Source organism: Rhizobium sp. SG741, assembly GCF_012275435.1.
Classification (GTDB): domain Bacteria; phylum Pseudomonadota; class Alphaproteobacteria; order Rhizobiales; family Rhizobiaceae; genus Rhizobium; species Rhizobium lusitanum.
Genome location: NZ_JAAZQP010000001.1, coordinates 219534 through 241667 on the forward strand (window position 1 = coordinate 219534; position 22134 = coordinate 241667).

Here is a 22134-nt window from a genome sequence, read left to right on the forward strand (position 1 = left end):
TCAGATATCCAGCTTGTCGATCATCGTCTGGGTGATCAGGCAGATACCACTTTCCGTGCGGCGCCAGCGCTTGGCGTCCAGTTCCGGATCCTCGCCGACGATCAGGCCCTCCGGAATGGTGACGCCATGGTCGATGACGACATTCTTGAGCTGCGCTCGGCGGCCGACCTTGACGCTCGGCAGCACCACGGCTCCCTCCAGCTTGGAGTAGGAGTTGGCGCGCACGCCGGTGAACAGCAGGCTGTTGTAGAGACTCGCGCCTGAAATGATGCAGTCGCCGGCGACAACGGAGGAAACAGCCGAACCGCGGCGGTCCTCGTCGTCATGGACGAATTTGGCCGGCGGGCTGATTTCCGCATAGGTCCAGATCGGCCAGGACTTGTCATAGATGTCGAGTTCCGGCACCACGGCGGTCAGGTCGATATTGGCCTGCCAGTAGGCGTCGATCGTGCCGACGTCGCGCCAATAGGCCTCGCGCTCGAAATCGGAGCGGACGCAGGATTGCGCGAAGCGGTGCGCGACGGCTTTGCCGTTCTTGACGATGTAGGGAATGATGTCCTTGCCGAAGTCGCGGCTGGAGTTGGGGTCGGCGGCATCACGTTTCAGGCATTCGATCAGGAACTTCGTGTGGAAGACGTAGATGCCCATCGAGGCCAGCGCGAAATCCGGATTGCCGGGGATGCCGGGCGGATCAGCGGGCTTCTCGACAAAGTCGATAATCTGGTCTTTTTCGTCGACGTGCATGACGCCGAAGCCGACGGCTTCCATGCGGGGCACTTCGAGGCAGCCGATGGTGACATCAGCGCCAGAATCGACGTGCTGCTGCAGCATCCATTCATAGTCCATCTTGTAGATGTGGTCGCCGGCGAGGATGACCATGTATTCCGGGCCATAAGGCTCGATGATGTCGATGTTCTGGTAGACCGCGTCGGCCGTGCCTTCATACCACTGCGTTTCCGACACGCGCTGCGAGGCCGGCAGGATATCGAAACTTTCGTTTCGCTCGGGCCGGAAGAAGTTCCAGCCGCGCTGCATATGGCGGATCAGCGAGTGCGCCTTGTACTGGGTGGCGACACCGATGCGGCGGATACCGGAGTTGAGTGCGTTGGACAGGGCGAAATCGATGATTCGGGTCTTGCCGCCGAAGTAGACGGCCGGCTTCGCGCGGCGGTCGGTGAGTTCCTTCAATCGGCTGCCTCGACCCCCGGCAAGAACGTAGGCCATGGCGTCGCGTGCCAGCGGCTGGAAACGTTTTTCTACCATTTTATTCCTCCCTGTCGGTAATGATCTCAAAATTCCGGTTCGAGCATGATGGTCGCCAACGGAGGCAGCGTTATCGTCGCCTGTACGCCTCCGCCCGCGTTGACGGCCTGGACACGCCCGCCGTTCCCCTTGCCGCTGCCGCCATAAATGTCGGCATCGGTGTTCAGTATTTCACGCCACCGCCCCTCCGCCGGCAAGCGCAACGTATAATTCTCGCGGTAAACTGGCGTAAAATTGGTGATGACCGCAACCGGTTTTTCACCGGGTGCCTTGCGCAGCCAGGCGAAGACCGAATTCTCGAAATCATCGACGATCAGCCATTCGAAGCCATCGCCCTCGCAGTCGCGGGCATGCAATGCCGGTTTGCTGCGATAGGTGAAGTTGAGATCACGCACGAGGCGCCGCATGCCTTCATGCATGCGATATTGCAGCAGGTTCCAATCCAGCGCCCGCTCTTCGCTCCACTCGCTCCACTGTGCGAATTCCTGACCCATGAAGAGCAGCTTCTTGCCGGGATAGCCCCACATGAAGGCATAGAAGGCACGCAGGTTGGCGAATTTCTGCCAGTCGTCGCCGGCCATCTTGGCAATCAGCGATCCCTTGCCGTGCACCACTTCATCATGGGAGAGCGGCAGGACGAAATTTTCCGAGAAGGCATAGATCAGGCCGAAGGTCAGCTCATTGTGGTGGTACTTGCGATGCACGGCCTCGCGGGAGAGATAGCTCAGCGTGTCGTGCATGAAGCCCATGTTCCACTTGAAGCCGAAGCCGAGGCCGCCTTCGTGGACCGGCTGCGACACTTTCGGCCAGGAGGTGGATTCCTCGGCAATGGTCATGACGCCCGGATGCGCGCCGTAGACCCTCGCATTCATCGACTGGAGAAAACGGACCGCCTCGAGGTTCTCGTTGCCGCCATATTCGTTCGGGATCCATTCGCCGTGCTTGCGCGAATAATCCAGGTAGAGCATGGAGGCAACGGCATCGACGCGCAAACCGTCCAGGTGGTACTTTTCCGCCCAGAAGAGCGCATTGTTCTCGAGATAGGAGAGAACTTCGGTACGGCCGAAATTGTAGATCGCCGTATTCCAATCGGGATGAAAACCCTTGCGCGGGTCTTCATGCTCATAGAGCGCCGTGCCGTCGAACCAGCGAAGGCCATGCTCGTCGGTCGGGAAATGCGCCGGCACCCAATCGAGGATGACGCCAATGCCGACCTTGTGGCAGCCGTTGACGAAGCGGGCAAAACCTTCCGGCTCGCCGAAACGGGCCGTTGGTGCATAGAGGCCGGTGGTCTGATAGCCCCAGGACGGATCGTAGGGATGCTCGGTGATCGGCAGGAACTCGATATGGGTGAAGCCCATATCGACACAATAGGGGATCAAGCGCGAGGCGAGCTCGTCCCAGGACAGCATGGAACCGTCGTCGCGGCGCTGCCAGGAGCTTGCATGGACCTCATAGATGCTGATGGGCTGACGGCGCTGGTCGACGCTCGCCCAATGCTCGCGATGGGCCGCATCCTCCCAGACCTGGGTCAATTCGTTGGCCGTGACGGAAGCGGTCTTCGGGCGCAATTCGCTCCGGCGGGCAAAGGGATCGGCCTTCAGCGGCAGCACAACGCCGTCCTTGCCGCGGATTTCGAACTTGTAGGCTACGCCGGCCGGCACATCCGGCGCAAAGATCTCCCAGATGCCGGAATCCGATCGGTAGCGCATGACGTGCCGCCGGCCATCCCAATTATTGAAGTCGCCGACGACAGAAACGCGCTGGGCGTTCGGCGCCCAGACGGCGAAATGAAAGCCCTGGACGCCCTCATGCTTCATGGGATGGGCGCCCATCTTGTCGAACAGCCGCAAATGTGTGCCCTGGCGAGCGAAATAGTCATCCATCGGTCCGAGAACCGGGCCGAAGCTGTAGGGGTCGGTCACCGCCCATTCGGCATCGCCGCGCCGGGCGCGATAGCGCACCGGTTGCTGCTTGGTAAGTTTCACATCGCCGGAAAAGAAGCCCGCCGGATCAAGGCAATCCAGCTCGCCGATGACGGAACCGTCCAGTGCCATGGCGGTCACGGCCTCGGCGCCAAGAATGAAGCAGCGGGCCACAAACCCATCATCCGTCCGATGCACGCCGAGAACGGCGAACGGGTCCGAATGCGTGCCTGCGAGAATTGCAGCAATTTCGTCTGCCGAAATGTCCCTCAAGCTTGTGCCGTCAGCGGGTCTTTTCGGCTTTTTCATCCGGCTCTCCAAATTTCCTTGGCATATTGACGGATCGTCCGGTCGGAGGAGAACCAGCCCATGCGAGCGGTGTTGTTGATCGTCTTGGCATACCACTCGGACGGATCGGCCCAGAGTATATCGACCTCGCGCTGAGCGGAGGCATAGGCGTCGAAATCGGCGGCGACCATGAACCAGTCATGGCTGTAGATGCCCTCGATCAGGGCGGTATAGCGATTGCGGTCGTCGGGAGAGAAGACGCCCGACGCGATGGCCGCAAGCGCTTGCGACAGCTCGCGCGAGCGTTCGATGACGGCGCGGGGGTCATGGCCGTCGCTACGCAGGCTGGCGACTTCGTCCGCCTTGAGGCCGAAGATGACGATGTTGTCCTCGCCGACATTGTCACGCATTTCGACATTGGCGCCGTCCAGCGTGCCGATCGTCAGCGCGCCGTTGAGGCCGAACTTCATGTTGCCGGTGCCGGAGGCTTCCATGCCCGCGGTCGAAATCTGCTCGGAGAGATCGGCGGCCGGAACCATGACTTCGGCCAGCGAGACGTTGTAGTTCGGCACGAAGACGACCTTCAGCAGGCCGCGCACCGACGGGTCATTGTTGATGACGCGGGCGACGTCGTTGATCAGCTTGATGATGAGCTTTGCATTGTGGTAGCTCGGCGCCGCCTTGCCGGCGAAGAGCTTGACGCGCGGCTGCCAATCCAGCTCGGGATGCGAACGGATCTGATCGTAGAGCGCTACGGTTTCGATAATGTTCAGGAGCTGGCGCTTGTATTCGTGGATGCGCTTGATCTGAATGTCGAACATTGCATTCGGATCGAGCTTGATGCCCATCCGGCTGGCCACGAGATTGGAAAGCTGCACCTTGTTGGCGCGCTTGACGGCGGCGAATTTCTCCTGGAAGGCGCTGTCCCGGGCGAACTTGTCGAGTGGCTTCAGCTTCTCGGCATCGTCGAGGAATTCATCGCCGATGGCCTCGCGAATGAGGCCGGTCAGGCCGGGATTGCACTGCATCAGCCAGCGGCGCGGCGTGATGCCGTTTGTCTTGTTGTTGATGCGGTCCGGATAGAGCTTGTGCAGGTCGGCGAAGACGGTGACCTTCATGAGGTCGGTGTGCAGTGCGGAAACGCCGTTGATCGAATGCGAACCGACAAAGGCGAGATTGCCCATGCGCAGACGCCGGTCACCGTTCTCGTCAATCAATGAAATCGAGCGGATTTCCGAGTCGCTGAAATTGCGGGCCTTGCGGGCTTCGACGAGGATCTTGGCGTTGATGGCGTAGATGATCTGCATGTGGCGCGGCAGGAGCCGTTCGAACAGCGGCACGGGCCAGCTTTCCAGCGCTTCCGGCAGAAGCGTGTGATTGGTGTAGCCGAAGGTATTGCGGGTGATATCCCAGGCCTTGTCGAATTCGAAGCCATGAATATCGACCAGCAGGCGCATCATTTCGGCGACGGAGACGGCCGGATGCGTATCGTTCAGCTGGATCGCGACCTTGTCGGCCAGATTGGTCAGATCGTCATATTGCTGCAGATGGCGGCGAATAATGTCCTGCAGCGAGGCCGACGAGAAGAAAAACTCCTGGCGCAGGCGCAACTCCTGGCCGGCGGGCGTCCCATCGGCCGGATAGAGAACACGCGTCAGACTCTCGGCCTTGTTGCTCTCCCGGAGCGCGCCGATGTGGTCGCCGGCATTGAAGGCGTCGAGCAGGATCGGATCGATCGGTTGAGCCGACCAGAGACGCAACGTGTTGACGCGCTTAGCACGCCAGCCGACGACGGGCGTATCGAATGCAGCAGCAATCACGCGTTCGGCCGGCTTCCACACATAGCGAGGCTGATCGTCATGGCCGCTGACTGTTTCGACACCGCCGCCGAAGCCGATTTCATACGAGCTTTCCTGGCGTTCGAATTCCCAGGGATTGCCGTGGGCGAGCCATGTTTCCGGCAATTCCACCTGCCAGCCGTCGGCCATCTGCTGACGGAACAGGCCGTGCACGTAACGAATGCCATAGCCATAGGCCGGCACTTCGACGGTCGCCATGGATTCCATGAAACAGGCGGCCAGACGGCCAAGGCCGCCATTGCCGAGCGCTGCGTCCGGCTCAAGGCCGGCGATGACGCGGACATCGACGCCGAGAGAAGCCAGCGCGTTGGTGATTTCTTCCATCAGGCCGAGATTGGAGACGGCATCGCGCATCAGGCGGCCGATCAGGAATTCGAGAGATAGATAGTACACGCGCTTGGCACCGGTCTCATAGACCTTGCGGGTCGATTCCATCCATCTGTCGATAACGCGGTCGCGAATGACGAGGATCGTCGCGGTCAGCCAATCGTGCGGCTTGGCAACTTTCGCATCCTTGCCGATGCGGTAGGTCAGGCGTTCGATGATTTCTTCCGCGAGGATTTCAGGGCGGGAACTGCGGGGCGCTGGAACGGGGAGATCGGCCTTCGTCAAGTTATTCATACTATCAACTCTCGCCATTTGTGTTTTATATTCAGAGTGTTATGTCTGAATAAAGCAAATTGCCTTTCCGTTTCACTATCACTTTACGCACCGATGTAAAGCAGTTGCAACAGGTGAATGACGCGGATGCGAAAATAGCGAGCCAACGCTTCCGGGGCGGTGAAAGGACTTGATTTCGATTGTTTTTCCGGCTCTTATCGACAGATTGATCGACAAGAAAAAGCCGCTCCAGAGCAATCTGGAGCGGCTTTCTTGTGAATCAAGCGGCGCACCTATTACTTCGTTAGGAGCGTAGTTTGTTTCGATGCCTGCGCGCCGATGGTTTTGAAGGCCGCGAGGAGATCGGACATTTGTTGTGCATCAAAGTAATTGGAGGAGTTCGATGCACAACTCCGCAAGAGATCTTGACCACGAGTCGGCGCCATGAAGGCGACGGTATAGATTTGTACGCCGGCAGCTTTTGCCGTCGTGCATGTGTCTAGTGTCTTCTGATCCGAACTGGTGGCATTGTTTTCTCCATCGGTCATCAAGACGATGAATTTCTGAAATTTCGTATTGCCCTTCTTGGCTTGTTCGGTTGCTTCGGCGGGTGCAATGAGGCTGTTATACGCCAATGTCATCGGTGCACTGGACTCGGTGCCGCCATCGGCATTCAGCCCGCTAATGACATTGTTGCGGGTCGACTTCGTCCCCCAGGCAAGTGTGCTGGAGCTATCGACCTGGCTGCTCCATGCTATGGCCGCCGTGCGGACATATCGCGAACTGGGGTCGGCCGCATCGAGCTGGTCGAGCAGAGTGCCGACCGCCGTCTTCAAAGCTGCGATCTTCTTGATATAGCAAGGGCTTTTGGGCTTCGAATACTGATATAGGTAGATTCCGTCAGTATAATATTGGATACAGCTGGTCTGTGTTGTATCGATGACGTTGGTGTTCAGCAGCATCGAGCCGGACTTGTCGAGCGCGATCTCCATCGACAATGCGGTTTTCTCAACTGCAGTTCCGCTGGTTGTAGAGCTCGATGCGGAAATGGTCATCGCATGCAGGCCGAGCAATTGGCTCATGCCGTTCACTGACAAATTGTAGGATGCGTTGACGGCAACGGAATAGCTGGTGCCACCGGATGAGTTGCTGCTCGACGTAATGGTGGTCGAAGTCCCTGCCTTGAGGGCATTCGTGGTGTTCGTATCCCCGGCAAGATAGTTCGACATCTGGCCGAGGACGAAATTGTTAGCGAGATCCTTGGCGGTCGTCGTCGTGGCGCTGCCTTCGGCAAGCGCCGTTGCAGCGGCAAGCGCGGCGGAATCCGTAGCTTCCTGGAGCTGGCTGTGCGATAGCGACATGTTTGTGACATCGATCGCGACGCCACCTGCAGCGGCCAACACCGGCACCGCAATCGCTGTAAGGATGCCGAAGTTTCCCGCCTTATCACGTAGAAGTTGTTTTAAGGTGCGAAGTTTATCCGAACCGGAGATCATCATGTCCGCCTGTTGGAGAGAGTTAAAGGCCTCAAGAATGGGCGGGACTATCGGTCACAAATATTAGGCGACCGTTTAAGCGGCAGTTCGAAATTTAACAAACTGCCGGATCGGTCTCATTTTGGCTTGGTTTATTACTGTTTTACCGGAACGACATCCACGGCCTGGACGGTTTTCTGGCTGCCATAGCCCTTGAGCACGCCGATGACCGGCGCGACATCGGAATAATCGCGGCCATAGGCGACGACGATATGATCGGTTCCGGCGGGAATATTGTTCGTCGGATCGAGCTCGATCCAGCCCGCGGTTTCTCCGCACCAGACGCGCACCCAGGCATGCATGGCGTCTGCTCCCTCCAGCCGCTCCTTGCCCGGCGGCGGGATGGTGCGCAGGAAGCCGCTGACGTAGCCGGCCGGGATGCCCAGGCTGCGCAGCGCGATGATCATCACATGCGAGAAATCCTGGCAGACGCCGCGTTTCAGGCGGAAGGCCTCCTTGGGCGTGGTATCGACGGTGGTCGCCTTCGCATCGTAGACGAAATCCTTGTGGATCTGGGAGCAGATCGCATGGGCGATCTGCATGGTCGTCAGGTTCGTCGTCTTCCATTGCCTGCTGTAGCTGGCGATTTCGCCTGTTTCGGGCAGGCGGGGGCTGCTGGCGAGGAAATGGTGCGGCGAGGAGGGGTCGACCGACCAGCAGTCGCTGACCTCATCGGGCAGTTTGGCGAGCAAGGGCGAGAAGTCGGCCGCGACGGGCTGGCTCTCCACCTGAACGCGCGCCTGCATGCGGATATCAAGCTTCTCGTGCGGATCGCGCACCAGGATCGATGTTGCCGAATGCTGGAAGAAATCGGTGAAATTCGATTGCTCGTCCGGATGCGGCGTAACCTTCAGCGAGCCGGCGATCAGCCGCTGACGGTTGGTCAGCGACAGCGGCAGCAAACGCACGATGTGACGTGCGCCGCTGGCCGGCGCGTCGTAGATATAGCCCATGTGCAGCGACAGGTCGTATAGCATCACATCATCCGAGATAAGTTCGGGCCAGCAGGTCCGAGAGGCGTTCCAGCTCGCGTTCCAGCCGCTGATAGACCTCGCCGGTCATCGTTTCCGGCGTCATGACCGCAAGGCCCGAATGCAGCCGCATGGCTTCGCGATAGAAGGGCGACATCTGACCGTTGACGAAGGCGTTCGGCAATTGCTCCACTTCGCGGTGGATCTCGTTCATCTGGAAGAGGATCGAGCGTGGGTTGAGCGGATCGAGCGCCAGAAGGTCGGTCACCGTCAGGCGCGCTGTGTTGACGTTGTAGCGGCGGCGGTGGGTCATGACGCTGTCACCGATTTCGAGCAGCATGTCGAGCGCGCCATCGGGCGCCTCGGGACCGGACATATGGCCGAGAAGCCGCGTCATGTGCAGCCCGCGCTCGATATAGCGCCCGAGCGACAGGAAGCGCCAGCCGGTGAAGCGATACATGTTCTCGTGCACGAGGCCGGCAAAACCCGCAAGCTTGCGCAAGAGGATCGTCATGGCGTGGCTGGCGTCGTCGCCGTGCTTCACCCTCTCCTTGAAACGGCGGGCGGTCTTGGCAAGATCGGTCAGCGCCAGCCAGCCGTCCGGGGAAAAGCGGTCGCGAATGTTGCTGGCCGAGTAGACGGCGCTGTCGATGTTGCGCAGCAGGCTTTCCGGTACGGCTTTCTCGGTGTCTATGTCGATGGCGGCCAGATACGCGGTGACGTCGGCGAGCAGCGGCTGGTTGGGATCGGCGGCTTCGGCGAAGCGCCCATGCCAGGCGCGCAGGATGCGCAAGGCCCCCTCGGCCCGCTCGATATAGCGGCCGAGCCAGAAAAGATTGTCGGCTGCGCGGCTCGGCAGGCTGCCCGGCATGTTGCGGGTGAAGGTCTCTTCCGCCGGCAGCAGCGTGTGGGCTTCCACAGGCTTGTCGGAGACGATCCAGACGTCGGCGGCCGAGCCGCCCGCCTGCATGGCAATGGCGGCGACATCATCACCACTGCCGATGCGGGCAAATCCGCCCGGCATGATCTGCCAGCCGTTGTCCGTGCGGGCGGCGAAGACGCGCAAGCTCATCGGCCGCGGTATCAGCTTGCCGTTGACCCAGGCCGGCGTCGTCGAAAGGGTGACGACTTCCTGGCCGACCAGCTTGTGACCGTCGGTCGCCAGCCAGTCGGCGATCGAGTCGCGGGCGGTGCTGCGCAGCGTCGAGCCCAGCACCGATTGGCCGCTGTCGTCGAAGAAGGGCATGCGGGAATAGGCCGGGCCGATCACCATCTTCTCGATATTGGTCGCGACATGCTGGCGCTCGCTCTTCTGGCCGCACCACCAGGTGGCGATCGATGGTAGTTTCAGCTCTTCGCCGCGCAGATGCCGACAGATGGTGGGCATGAAGGCAAGTAGGGCGCGGGTTTCGAGAATGCCGGAGCCGAGGGCGTTGACGATTGAGACGGTCTGCGCCCGCAGCGCCTCCACCAAACCCGGCGTGCCGATATGGGAGTGCTGATTGAGCTCCAGCGGATCGGCGTAGGAGGCGTCGAGGCGGCGCCAGAGTACGCTGATCGGCCGCAGCCCGGCCACGGTGCGCACCATCAGCTGGTCGTTGACGACGGTGATGTCTTCGCCCTCGAGCAGCATGAAGCCGAGATAACGGGCGATATAGGCGTGTTCGTAATAGGTTTCGTTGGCCGGGCCCGGCGTCAGAACGGCGACGCGTCCTTCAGTGCCGTGCTTGTCGCCAAGCAAGGCATCGCGAAAGGCGCCGAAGAAGGAGGCGAGGCGGTGCACCCTGGTTTCGGCATAGATGTCCGAGAAGGCGCGGGTCGTGGCAACGCGGGTTTCGAGCGCAAAGCCGGCGCCGGACGGCGCCTGGGTTCGATCGGCCAGCACCCACCAGTTGCCGTCAGGACCGCGGCCGATCTCGAAGGCCAGGAAGTGCAGATAGTGACCGTTCGCAGGCGTGACGCCGACCAGCGGCCGCAGGAATTCCGGATTGCCGGCGATCAGGGCCGGCGGCAACAGACCTTCGTTTACCAATCGGTTGTCGCCGTAGATGTCGGCAATGACCTCTTCAAGCAGGTCGGCGCGCTGGCGCAGGCCCTCGGAGAGCGTCTGCCATTCGCGCTCGTCGATCAGCACCGGGATATGGGAAATAGGCCATTCGCGCTCGCTGACGCCTGTCGCTCCATAGGCGCGATAGAAAACGCCGGCATCGCGCAGGTAGCGATCGGCGCGGGCGAAACGCTCCATCAGCTCCTGTTCCGACATGCGGCTCAGCGCTGACAGCAGGTTCTGCCAGACCGGCCGCACGGCGCCGGTATTGTCGACCATCTCGTCGGCAACGCCGGGCAGCGCGCTATAGGCAAAGGCCGGATCGTTGCCGATGCCAGCCTTTACCTCGTTGCGCCGTTCCGCTGCCGGTTTTCTAGCCATGCATATTTCCGCTTCAAATTCCCGCCGGCCGTCTGAGGTCGAGCGTCAGCGGGAATTCCGCCGATACCGCCTCCGGCCGCAGGCCGTAGCCGCCAGCCGTATGCCCCCAAGGTTCGAATCGCGCAAGGCGTCGCGCTTCGGCCTCGTTGCCGTTGACGGGAAAAACGTCATAGTTCCGGCCACCCGGATGGGCAACATGATAGATGCAGCCGCCGATCGAACGGCGTGACCATGTATCATAAATGTCGAAGGTCAGTGGCGTATCGGTGGGCAAAACCGGATGCAGGCCCGAAGCCGGATGCCATGCCTTGTAGCGCACGCCGGCGACAGAAACGCCCGAGGCGCCTGTCGACGTCAACGGCATCGGGCGCCCGTTGCAGGACACTGTGTAGCGCGTGGGGTTGCTGGTTTCGAGCCGTACCTGCAAGCGCTCCACCGACGAGTCGACGTATCGGACTGTACCTCCAATCGCGCCCTCCTCGCCCAGCACATGCCAAGGCTCGAGCGCCTGGCGCAGTTCCAGCTTGTTGCCTTCGTATTCGACCTCGCCGCAGAAGGGAAAGCGGAATTCCAGCTGCGCCTGGAACCATTCGGAACGCAGATCGAAGCCGTTTTCACGGAGATCGGCGAGCACATCGAGGAAATCCTGCCAGACATAGTGCGGCAGCATGAAACGATCGTGCAGCGTCGTGCCCCAGCGCACGAACTTGCCGTCGATCGGATTGCGCCAGAAGCGGGCGATGAGGGCGCGCACCAGCAATTGCTGGGCAAGGCTCATGCGGGCATTGGGCGGCATTTCAAAGCCGCGGAACTCGACCAGACCGAGGCGCCCTGTCGGTCCGTCCGGCGAAAACAGCTTGTCGATGCAGATTTCCGAGCGATGGGTGTTGCCGCTGGAATCGGTCAGAAGATTGCGAAACAGGCGGTCGACAAGCCAGGGCAGGGGCGGAATGCCATGACCGGGCGCCGGCACCTGGGCTATCGCGATTTCCAGCTCGTAGAGGCTGTCGTGACGCGCTTCGTCGATGCGCGGGGCCTGGCTGGTCGGGCCTATGAACAGGCCGGAAAAGAGGTAGGAGAGCGAGGGATGTCGCTGCCAGTGCAGCACCAGGCTCTTCAGCAGGTCAGGACGGCGCAGGAACGGGCTGTCGTTCGGATTGGCACCGCCGACCACGACATGGTTACCGCCGCCGGTGCCGGTGTGGCGGCCGTCGATCAGGAACTTGTCGGTGCCGAGACGCGTCTGACGGGCCTCTTCGTAAACCGCCGTCGTGATGTCGACGCATTCCTGCCAGCTCGATGCGGGATGGACGTTGACCTCGATCACGCCGGGATCGGGTGCGACGCGGATGACGTTGATGCGCTCGTCCTGTGGCGGCGGATAGCCTTCGATATGCACCGGCAGCCCGAGCTCAGCAGCCGCATTCTCGGCGGCGGCCAAAAGTTCGAGATACTGCTCTATCCCCTCGGTCGGCGGCATGAAGACACACAGCCGGCCGTCGCGCGGCTCGACCGAGATGGCCGTGCGTACAGCACCTCGGATATCGCCGAGCGTCTGTTCGACGCGCGATTGCCCGCTTTCGTCGGCCTGGAACGAGGCTTCCGGCATGGCGCGGCCCGCCGGCACGATGACGTCGGGCAAGGGCGTGCGCGGAATGGAGGGATCGACGGTATGGATATAGGGATAGCGCGATGGCGGCACATAGGGCAGGGTGCCGAGCGGCAGGCGGTAGCCGATCGGCGAGTCGCCCGGCACCAGGTAGATCTTGCCGCGGCGCGTACGCCATTTCTCGCTGACCCAACGCGTGCCCGAGGCCCGTGCATTCCAGGCTTGCACGGGAAGAACATAGCCGGTCGCCGTCGTCAGGCCGCGCTCGAAGACGCGGGCGATGCGGCTGCGCTCCTCCGGGTCCTTCAGTTTGGAATTGGACGGGTCGACGTTTTCCGGCAGGCTGCCTTCCTTGATGATCCATTCGGCGGGGTCTTCATAGGCCGGCAGCACCATGTCGGGGTCGATCGCCAACTCCTTGGCAATTGCGCTCAGAAGCTTTCCAGCATCGTCCGCAGTTGCGCCGGTCTTGGCGGTCTCTTGCGCGATCAAGGCCGGGTTTTGCCAGACGGGCTTGCCGTCCTTGCGCCAGTAGAGCGAGAAGGTCCAGCGCGGCAGGCTTTCGCCCGGATACCATTTGCCCTGGCCGTAATGCAGGAAGCCACCGGGCGCGAAGCGATCGCGCAGGCGGCGGATCAGCTGATCCGCCCTGTCGCGCTTGGTCGGGCCGACGGCGGCTGTGTTCCATTCCTCCGATTGGAAATCGTCGATCGAGACGAAAGTCGGCTCGCCGCCCATGGTCAGGCGCACGTCGTCTTCCTTGAAAATGCGATCGACTTGGTTGCCGAGCGCATTCAACGCATCCCAGCTTTCGTCGGAGAATGGTTTGGTGATGCGCGGATGCTCGGCGACGCGCACGACCTTCATGTCGAAATCGAATTCGGTGTTGGCTTCGCCGAAATAGCCGCCGGAGATCGGAGCGGCATTGCGGTAATGCGGCGTGGCGGCGAGCGGAATATGGCTCTCGCCGGTGAGCAGCCCCGAGGTCGGGTCTAGGCCGACCCAGCCGGCGCCGGGAAGATAGACTTCCGTCCAGGCATGCAGATCGGTGAAATCGACTTCGGTGCCGGAGGGGCCGTCGAGCGCTTTAAGGTCCGGCCTGAGCTGTATGAGGTAGCCGGAAACGAAGCGGGCGGCGAGGCCGAGATGGCGGAGAACCTGAACGAACAGCCAGCTTGAGTCGCGACAGGACCCTCTCGCCGTTTCCAGGGTCTCCTCCGGCGTCTGGACGCCTGCTTCCATGCGGATGACGTAGCCGATTTCTCTTTGCAGTCTTGCATTGATGCCGACGATCATGTCGACGGTCGGCTGTTCGGAGCGGTCGAGCGTGTCGAGGAAGGCCTGCAGGCGGGGGCCGGTTTCTTCCGGCGTCATATAGATCGACAGATCCTCGCGGACCGTCTCGGGATAGGCGAAGGGCCATTTGGTGGCCTCCTCTTCGACGAAGAAGTCGAAGGGATTGTAAACGGTCATATCGGCAACGAGGTCGACCTCGATCTTCAGCTCGGTCACCGGATCGGGAAAGACGAAACGGGCGAGGTAATTGCCGTAGGGATCCTGTTGCAGGTTCACGAAATGATTTGACGGCGTGACCTTCAGCGAGTGGCTGAGAACGCGGGTCTTGGAATGAGATGCAGGTTTCAGGCGAATGATCTGAGGGCCGAGGCGGATCGGATTGTCGTATTTGTAATGGGTGAGATGATAGATGCTTGCCTTGATCGCCATATGTCTCTTTGCCTTGCCCGCATCGTTGTGCGGTGGTTGCTGTTCCCAAAGGCAGTGTGTGCAATGCAGCGAGAGAATGCAAGACATCTCGGTGGACTGCCAAAGTCTTGTCGCACAATACCAAAATAAAAACGGCGGGTTTGCGCCCGCCGTTTCGAAATCTTTGTTTTACTGCGGGAATTCAGCTTCTGCCGAATTCGTCGACTAGGCGGATGATATCGTCTTCACCGAGATAGGAGCCCGTCTGCACTTCGATCAGTTCGAGCAGGATCTTGCCGGGGTTGGAGAGACGGTGCACTTCGCCAAGCGGGATATAGATCGATTCGTTTTCGCGCAGCATCTGCACGTTCTCGCCAACAGTCACTTCCGCCGTGCCCTTGACGACGATCCAGTGCTCGGAGCGATGGTGATGCTTCTGCAACGACAGCTTCTTGCCTGGCAGCACGAAGATGCGCTTGACCTGGAAGCGCTCGCCGTTCAGCACCGAGGTATAGCCGCCCCAGGGGCGATAGGATGTCGGATGCGTCTCGGTGAGCTTGGCGGTCTTCTTCTCGCTCGCCAAGAGCTTCACGAGCTTGCCGACTTCCTGGCTATCCTTGAGATGGCCGACATAGACGGCGTCTTCGCTGGCGATAACGGCGACGTCCTCAAGGCCTTGCACGGCAATATGGAGGCTGTGCGACATCACGAGTGAGTTCTTGGTGTTGACCAGCGTCGTGGAACCGGCAGAGACATTGCCGCTTTCATCGCGATTGCCGACCTTCCAGACCGCATCCCAGCTGCCGAGATCGGACCAGGTGAAGGGCGAGGGTACGACGGCTGCATTGGCCGTCTTTTCCATCAGCGCATAGTCGATGGAGATATCGGGGCTCTTGGAGAAATGATCTGCATCCAGGCGGGTGAAATCGAGATCGCGTGTCGATTTGGAAACGGCCTTGCTGGCGGCCTTTTCGACATCGGGTGCATATTCCTTCATCTCGGCAAGAAGCTGGGCAGCCGAGAACATGAACATGCCCGAGTTCCAGTAGAAGCTGCCGTTTGCAACCATCTCCTGGGCTTTTTCCAGCGCCGGCTTCTCGACGAAGCGCTTGACGGCATGGGCACCGGTCGGCAGCGCCTTGCCGCTTTCGATGTAGCCGTAACCGGTCGCGGGCTCGGTCGGTGTGATGCCGAAGGTGACGAGCTTGCCTTGGAGTGCCGTATCGCGAGCCAGACGCACGCAGTCGTAGTAGGTCGCGTTGGCGTGGATCTCATAGTCGGAGCCGAGGACGTGCATGATCGCGTCCTTGCCGAAAAGATCGGTGATGAGTGCGGCGGCGGCGGCGACGGCGGCAGCCGTATTGCGGGCGACCGGCTCCAACAGCACGGCGGCCAGCTTAAGGTCCAGTTCGCGTGCCTGCTCGGCGACGAGGAAGCGGAACTCCTCGTTGGTGAGGACGATCGGCGCCTCGTAGAGTTCCGGATCCGAAACGCGTTCCAGCGTATTCTGAAACAGCGTTCTGTCGCCGATGAACTGGATGAATTGCTTCGGGGCGGAGGCGCGCGAGAGCGGCCACAGACGCGTGCCCTTGCCACCTGCCATGATCACCGGAACGATTTTGGCTGCCATGCTCTGCCTCTCCTAGACACTTCATTCGGGAGCTTATCGCGACAGATCGCAACTTTTGCGTTCCTCGCTCACGCTTCTTGGACAACTTCTATCGCCATTGCGATATTTTTGCAGAAAACGCTAGGCCTATCTGCTGTGATCGCAAACATTCGGCGATCTTCGTGTGGAAATTCTGATGAACGCACGCAGGACCATGGTCCCGGATATCGAGACGAAAGCCCTCGAAAGGGCTTCGACGTTGCGAAATATGGCCGCCAACCGGCTCGAGATGCGGCGGCGGCCATCGCTTGCGCGCTTACGCCTTCGCCCTGTGGCTCCGTTCATCATGCGCAACGCCGTTATGCTTGTTGTAGCGGATCGACGACCAGAGAGAGACACCGATCAAGGCAGCACCACCAAGGCCGGTGATGACTTCGGGGATATGCATCAGCGTCTGCATGTACATGATCACCGACAGGATCAGGATGGCATAGAAGGCGCCATGCTCGAGGTAGCGATAGTGGGCGAGCGTGCCCTTCTCCACCAGCATGATCGTCATGGAGCGAACATACATCGCGCCGATGCCGAGACCGATGGCGATGACGAACAGGTTCTGGGTGAGTGCGAAGGCTCCGATCACTCCGTCGAACGAGAAACTCGCGTCGAGGATTTCCAGATAAAGAAAAGCACCGAAACCGCCCTTTGCGGCTGCGCTCATCGTTTTTTGGGAGGCATCGAGAAATCCGGCGAGAACCTCGACCAGCAGGAAGGTCAGGAGACCGTAGATCGAGGCATGAAGGAATGTCGTCGACTCATTGCCGTCGAGCAGGGAGCTGAAGATGAGAACAAGGATCAGCACGAAGGCGATTTCGACGCCCTTGATGGTAGCGAAATGCGCCATCCGCTTCTCCAGGAAGCTGATCCAATGCACGTCCTTTTCATGGTTGAAGAAGTAGGTGAGGCCAACCATCATCAGGAAGGTGCCGCCGAAGGCGGCGATGGCGAGATGCGCATCCTGCATGATCCGCGCATATTGTTCCGGTTCGGCGGCCGCAAGTTTCAGCGCTTCCCACGGGTTGATGTGGGCCGCGATGGCGACGATTGCCAGCGGAAAGACGATGCGCATGCCGAAGACGGCAATAATGATACCCCAGGTCAGGAAGCGATGCTGCCAGACCGGGGTCATTTCCTTCAGCTTGTTGGCGTTGACGATGGCATTGTCGAAGGAGAGCGAAATCTCCAATACGGCCAGCACCGCGCAGATGAAGAAGGCCGTGGCAAGGCCGCCGAACGTCCCGGTGGCGTTCCAGCCCAGCAGGCCGCCGAGAGCAAGGCCGCCCAAGGTGACGGCGAAAGCCCAGCCGAAATAGCTGAGCACGGATTTGGAGGCTGCGGGCGGCGTCATGGGCGCACCTCGCGGCAGACGAAATGACGATATCCGGATCGAGCGCGCAACCACATGCCGGAGACGGCATGCGGATAACGCATGGTAAAGCTGTTCATAAGAAGAAATCCGCCGGCTCATCTGCAGGCGGTACCGACATCGCGAGAGCGCCGTAAAAACTCTCGCCAGAGGGGCCCGGCACCAAAGTTCAATCCGTCGCCGATGTCAGAAGGCGCGGAGATGACCCATAGTTAGTGAAGTCGCGACGCACGTCAAGGGTTGAAATCGCGGTCGAGACCATTGCTCCCACTAATTGAGAATTCGGGGAACCAAACGGGAAAGGCGGCGTTTGACCTTCGGGCATGTTTGTCCCATCTGCCAGGCGGCTTCTAGTGTCTGGATAACAGCGACCGACAGGAGAAACGTCCATGAGTCCCAATCCCATCCAACGAAATGCACGGGAGCCGAAGCCGGAACTGACGGAACGGCAGAAGAAGGCGCGGTCGAATACGCTGCGTCAGGCGCAGGTATTGCCGCCGCACCAGGTCGATCTGACGCTGCACCCCGTGACGCAAGAGGACGTGCATGTTCCCGCCCATGTCAACGGCGCCGATCTCTCGCGCGAAGCGCCAGCCGATGCCAATCACGGCAACAGGCGAAAAGGCGGTTCGCACTAATAGGCCGCCGCCGACTGTTTATTTGTGACGTGGCGTCTTGCCGTCGGACGTAAAGCTGCCGTTGAAGCTCATTTCAGTCGATTTTGCCGAGCATTCGATGGTGACCGGCTTGCCCGAATAGGGATTGCCGAAGGTGCAGGTGCCCTTGGCTTCGACTTGGCCTGACATCTTGTTGCCGGCGCCGGTGGAGATGACCTCGATCGGCAACTGCGCCGTGCCCTTCTGACTGCCGGGCTTGATGCCGCCGCCGTTGCCCTGGAAGCCGAGCATCTTGCCGCCGGATGTGAAAATGAAGGTCACTATGCCGTCCGGCCCCGTCACGCTGGCGACCTCGGTCTTACAGCCTTTGCTGACGTCGAGCTTGCCAACCACGAGCTTGGAACATTTTCCGCTGACCGCGGTGACGCCCTGAGCCGGAAAATTTTCCACGGCCGCAGCCGACGTAGCGGCCAGCGCCGTCAATCCAAAAGCAATGCATGCGAATCGCATAAGCGGCTCCTTTTAAGCCCCTATAGGTTTGCCGATCAAAATGTGGCAGTCAACCCAAAGCCGCGATGCGCAGGCGCGCTTGCCGTCATTCCGGCACGAGTGAGCCGATCAGCTGCAGCAGGGCTTTCTGCCGATTACCGCCGCCGGCCAGGAACTCGTAGAGGCTCATGGCTTTCTCGCTGCCACCATCGACGGTGTAGTCGGCCTGGCGGATCACGAAGACTTCGCCGCTTTCGGAGTCGCGGGCAAGGTGGAACATATATTCGTCGCCATTAGGCTTGTGGTTCTTATAGAACTGCCGCTTCACCACCGTCATCTCATCCTCCCGTATGATCGATGCGTTAGTGTGACAGTAGGATGACGGCGCGGCCGGAAGTCAAGCGGCTTATGGCGGGAAATCGCCCCGACGGATCCCGGGTGACCGCAACCATGACGGACAGCAGCATGTGATTGGCTATCTGTAAAAAGGTGATTATTCTCGGGCTTGCGCTCGAATATTCGAGACGCGAAAAGCAGGAGATTAAAGCACATGAGAATGATGTTAGCGCTGGGGGCGATTTTGAGCCTGGCATGCGTCTCCGCGGGCGAGGCGCCTTCTAATTATCAGACATACCACGGCGTCCGAGTCGACAGTGATCCGGTGCTGCTGGCAAAATACAACAAGGCTCTCAACTATTGCGAGCCCGAGGCCTATTCCTGGCACCGCGGGTCGCCGGACCCGAACAGCACCCTCTACTGGCTGGCGCTGAGAGATTGCCTCTATCGCCACAGCTTCGTGGATCGCGGCGCCTATGCCTATCCGACGACGGCGGTATTCCGGAATTTTCTGGATCGCTGACGGCCGACAGGTCAATTCGGCTCGCGGAACATTGCTTGGGACAAGCAGGCGCCGCGACCAGATGAGCGCAGCTCGACAAAGCGAAACTAAAAAGGCCTTTCGATTGCTCGAAAGGCCTTGCTTTTCAGCGAATTAGGATGGTGGGCGTGACAAGGATCGAACTTGTGACCCCTACGATGTCAACGTAGTGCTCTCCCGCTGAGCTACACGCCCATCCGATGGCGGCGCATAGATCACAAAACCTTGGTTGCCGTCAATAGGCTTTTTTTCGGTTTTGTGACGCGACCGCCGGAAGCCTTAGGCGGCAAGGAGTTTGTTGACTTCGTCGACCAGTTCGCGGAGGTGGAAAGGCTTGGAAAGCACCTTCGCATCCTTCGGAGCCTTCGAATCAGGGTTCAGCGCCACGGCGGCAAAGCCGGTGATGAACATCACCTTCAGGTCGGGATCGAGCTCGGTGGCGCGGCGGGCCAGCTCGATGCCGTCCATTTCCGGCATGACGATATCGGTCAAAAGCAGCGAAAACGGCTCTTCGCGCAGCCGGTCGTATGCGCTTGCTCCATTGTCAAAGGACAAGACCTTGTAGCCGGCTTTTTCGAGCGCCTTCACAAGGAAGCGACGCATGTCGTTATCGTCTTCGGCAAGAAGTATCTTTTGGGTCATCATCTCTTCGCTAATCAATCTTGTCTTGTTGGACTCGTCCAGCGTTTAGGTTAGCGCTCTGCCGTAAACAAGCCGTGAATACCGGCCGGATGCGGCATTCCCTGTTTATTCGAGGCGTGAGTGCATCCCACGAAAACGCTTTGCGTTTCCGCTGGTCGGGCATTCGGAGATTTCGGTTACGGCGCTTTGGATTAAGGCCATTTTGCTCAAGTTACTATGGACTTGCAGGCATGCAACTGGCAACATGATTACTGCGACAAGTTGTTGACATGGTAAAGACGTTGATGTCCGCAGAAATGCGCAGTTTCGAGATTTACGAAGTATTGGAGCCCGTCTCCCAGACGATACCGTTTGTCTATAGCTCGCCACATAGCGGCCGCATCTACCCCCCCGATTTCATCGCTCAATCCCGCCTGCAGGGCATCGCCATCCGCCGCTCGGAGGATCACTACGTCGATGAGCTTTTTTCGGCGGCGAGCTCTCTCGGCGCACCGCTGCTGTTCGCCAATTTTCCGCGCGCCTATATCGACGTCAATCGCGAGCCCTACGAGCTCGATCCGCGCATGTTCGACGGCGCATTGCCATCCTATGCCAACATCAATTCGCTGCGGGTTGCCGGCGGTCTCGGCACGATCCCGCGAATCGTCGCGGAAAATATGGAGATCTATGCCCGGCGGGTGCCGGTGGAGGATGCGCTGAAGCGCATCGACACCATCTACAAGCCTTATCATTCCACCCTTCGGCGACTGATCGCGCGCACGCATGTCAAGTTCGGCTTCGGCGTGTTGGTCGATTGCCATTCCATGCCGGGCAATATCCGCATCGCCGGCAGCAATGCGCGGCCGGATTTCATTCTCGGTGACCGCTACGGCACCAGCGCATCGGCGGAACTTTCGCGCGCCGCCATGCAGATCCTCGAAGAACTCGGCTTCAATGCCGTGCGCAACAAGCCCTATGCCGGTGGCTTTATCACCGAGCATTACGGCCGTCCCTCCCGCGGGCTCCATGCCCTGCAGATCGAGGTCAACCGCTCGCTCTACGTCGACGAGGTGACGCTGGAGAAGCGCCCGGATTTCGATCAGGTCGCATCCGCCATCACGCTTTTCATGAAGCGCATGGCCGAGCATGTGGAATCCTACACGGGCGATCCGGCGCTGGCGGCGGAATAGGGGCATCTCTCCCGCCCATTCGGCACGCTAAGGATGGCAAGATATCGCCCCGCGTTGGTCGCGCCGTTCCCATGAGACAAAATAACCCCGACAAAAAAAGAACCGCGCTCGTGGCGCGGCTAAGTCTAGGGAGGAAACACCCAAGGAGGGTATTTACAGTCAAAAGACTGTAGCTGGATATTGATCCCGCACTGCACAAATGTCAAGCATTTTATTGCGGTGCAAAATATTTAGGCAAATTCTGAAATTTTGCCCGATTGACAGGCATTGCGCCCACTGCGTCATCATCCGGTTTGCTTCAGGAGCTATATGCGCTATGGATCGCTCATCCCGTCACTTAATCGGATTGACCATGCTTCCCGATCACACGTTCTTCTCTCGTCTGGCCGAGGCGGCCAAGGCCGAAACCCTGCCGCGCTTCCGCGCCGGCGTCGATGTGGTCAACAAGGAAGCCAAGGGCTTCGATCCGGTGACCGAAGGGGATCGTGCCGCCGAAGTGGCGATTCGTTCGCTGATCGAGGCTGAGTTTCCCGATCATGGCATCCTGGGCGAGGAACACGGCAGTATCGGTCTCGATCGCGAGTATGTGTGGGTGATCGATCCGATCGACGGCACGCGCGCCTTCATCTCGGGCGTGCCCGTCTGGGGAACGCTGATCGGCTTGCAGAAGAACGGCCGCGCCATCATGGGCCTGATCGACCAGCCCTTTACCGGCGAGCGTTATTTCGCCGATGGCAACAGCTCGACTTACTCAGGCCCCGACGGCGAAAGGCGACTCGAGGTCCGCGATTGCGGCAGCCTGTCGAACGCGATCCTGTTCACGACTTCGCCGCATCTCTTCGTCGGCGAGGAGCTTGCCAGATATCGCGAGATCGAGAGCCAGGTCCGCCTTTTCCGCTACGGCACGGATTGCTACGCCTATGCGTTGCTCGCCGCCGGTCACGTCGATCTCGTCATCGAAAATTCGTTGAAGCCCTATGATGTCGGCGGCATCATTCCCGTCATCGAGCAGGCTGGCGGCATCATCACCACCTGGGATGGCGGCCGGCCGGAAATGGGCGGCACGATCATCGCGGCAGGCAGCCGCGCCGTGTATGACCAGGCGCGCGCTATCCTGTCTCGATAA

Annotated in this window: 16 protein-coding genes and 1 tRNA gene; 4 read left to right on the plus strand and 13 right to left on the minus strand. The window is 60.1% G+C overall.

The features are described 5' to 3' along the window. The 9 genes from glgC to FHT29_RS01190 form a co-directional block, all read right to left on the minus strand. A complete protein-coding gene (gene glgC, locus FHT29_RS01150) occupies positions 1 to 1263 on the minus strand; it encodes a glucose-1-phosphate adenylyltransferase (RefSeq protein ID WP_034503413.1) in 1263 nt (420 codons plus the stop codon). Positions 1264 to 1289: 26 nt separating this feature from the next. Continuing rightward, positions 1290 to 3497, minus strand: coding sequence for a 1,4-alpha-glucan branching protein GlgB (glgB, locus tag FHT29_RS01155; RefSeq protein ID WP_037196355.1), 2208 nt, complete (start codon positions 3495 to 3497; stop codon positions 1290 to 1292). Then, the gene (locus tag FHT29_RS01160) at positions 3494 to 5956 is read right to left on the minus strand and encodes a glycogen/starch/alpha-glucan phosphorylase (protein WP_037196357.1); all 2463 of its coding nucleotides are present in this window, start codon (positions 5954 to 5956) and stop codon (positions 3494 to 3496) included. Before FHT29_RS01160 ends, glgB begins: the two co-directional genes overlap by 4 nt. 275 nt (positions 5957 to 6231) lie before the next feature. Next, positions 6232 to 7431: a pilus assembly protein TadG-related protein gene (locus tag FHT29_RS01165; protein WP_037196358.1), complete on the minus strand. Its 1200-nt coding sequence runs from the start codon at positions 7429 to 7431 to the stop codon at positions 6232 to 6234. Between the two features lie 134 nt (positions 7432 to 7565). Next, positions 7566 to 8447, minus strand: coding sequence for a transglutaminase family protein (locus tag FHT29_RS01170; RefSeq protein WP_037196359.1), 882 nt, complete (start codon positions 8445 to 8447; stop codon positions 7566 to 7568). A gap of 4 nt (positions 8448 to 8451) precedes the next feature. After that, positions 8452 to 10869: a circularly permuted type 2 ATP-grasp protein gene (locus FHT29_RS01175; RefSeq protein ID WP_047555317.1), complete on the minus strand. Its 2418-nt coding sequence runs from the start codon at positions 10867 to 10869 to the stop codon at positions 8452 to 8454. A gap of 13 nt (positions 10870 to 10882) precedes the next feature. Continuing rightward, positions 10883 to 14203 carry a transglutaminase family protein gene (locus FHT29_RS01180; RefSeq protein ID WP_168599014.1) on the minus strand — a complete coding sequence of 1107 codons (3321 nt, stop codon included), beginning with the start codon at positions 14201 to 14203 and terminating at the stop codon, positions 10883 to 10885. A 181-nt stretch (positions 14204 to 14384) separates the two neighbouring features. Next, on the minus strand, positions 14385 to 15812 hold the full coding sequence (locus tag FHT29_RS01185; protein WP_037196362.1) for a mannose-1-phosphate guanylyltransferase/mannose-6-phosphate isomerase: 1428 nt from the start codon (positions 15810 to 15812) through the stop codon (positions 14385 to 14387). A gap of 295 nt (positions 15813 to 16107) precedes the next feature. After that, on the minus strand, positions 16108 to 17196 hold the full coding sequence (locus FHT29_RS01190; protein ID WP_168599015.1) for a DUF475 domain-containing protein: 1089 nt from the start codon (positions 17194 to 17196) through the stop codon (positions 16108 to 16110). A 407-nt stretch (positions 17197 to 17603) separates the two neighbouring features. Here FHT29_RS01190 and FHT29_RS01195 point away from each other — a divergent pair, with 407 nt between their 5' ends. Beyond that, positions 17604 to 17852, plus strand: coding sequence for a hypothetical protein (locus tag FHT29_RS01195; RefSeq protein ID WP_168599016.1), 249 nt, complete (start codon positions 17604 to 17606; stop codon positions 17850 to 17852). Between the two features lie 18 nt (positions 17853 to 17870). Here FHT29_RS01195 and FHT29_RS01200 read toward each other — a convergent pair whose 3' ends face one another. Both FHT29_RS01200 and FHT29_RS01205 read right to left on the minus strand, forming a co-directional pair. After that, positions 17871 to 18341, minus strand: a complete 471-nt coding sequence (locus FHT29_RS01200; protein ID WP_037196365.1) for a hypothetical protein — start codon at positions 18339 to 18341, stop codon at positions 17871 to 17873. A gap of 85 nt (positions 18342 to 18426) precedes the next feature. Continuing rightward, complete coding sequence (locus FHT29_RS01205) at positions 18427 to 18657, minus strand: hypothetical protein (protein WP_037196367.1); 231 nt, start codon at positions 18655 to 18657, stop codon at positions 18427 to 18429. A gap of 213 nt (positions 18658 to 18870) precedes the next feature. Between FHT29_RS01205 and FHT29_RS01210 the strand changes: the two genes are divergently transcribed. After that, positions 18871 to 19179 (plus strand): hypothetical protein, encoded by a 309-nt coding sequence (locus tag FHT29_RS01210; RefSeq protein ID WP_037196369.1) that lies wholly within the window; start codon positions 18871 to 18873, stop codon positions 19177 to 19179. 138 nt (positions 19180 to 19317) lie between these two features. Here the strand turns inward: FHT29_RS01210 and FHT29_RS01215 are convergent. Then, positions 19318 to 19392 (minus strand) — tRNA-Val (locus FHT29_RS01215). An 84-nt stretch (positions 19393 to 19476) separates the two neighbouring features. Continuing rightward, positions 19477 to 19839: a response regulator CpdR1 gene (gene cpdR1 / locus FHT29_RS01220; RefSeq protein ID WP_004117561.1), complete on the minus strand. Its 363-nt coding sequence runs from the start codon at positions 19837 to 19839 to the stop codon at positions 19477 to 19479. Positions 19840 to 20108: 269 nt separating this feature from the next. On the opposite strand from cpdR1, the gene FHT29_RS01225 reads away from it, so the two are divergent. Continuing rightward, positions 20109 to 21008, plus strand: coding sequence for an N-formylglutamate amidohydrolase (locus tag FHT29_RS01225; RefSeq protein ID WP_246702969.1), 900 nt, complete (start codon positions 20109 to 20111; stop codon positions 21006 to 21008). 352 nt (positions 21009 to 21360) lie between these two features. Then, positions 21361 to 22134, plus strand: coding sequence for a histidinol-phosphatase (hisN, locus tag FHT29_RS01230; RefSeq protein WP_168599283.1), 774 nt, complete (start codon positions 21361 to 21363; stop codon positions 22132 to 22134).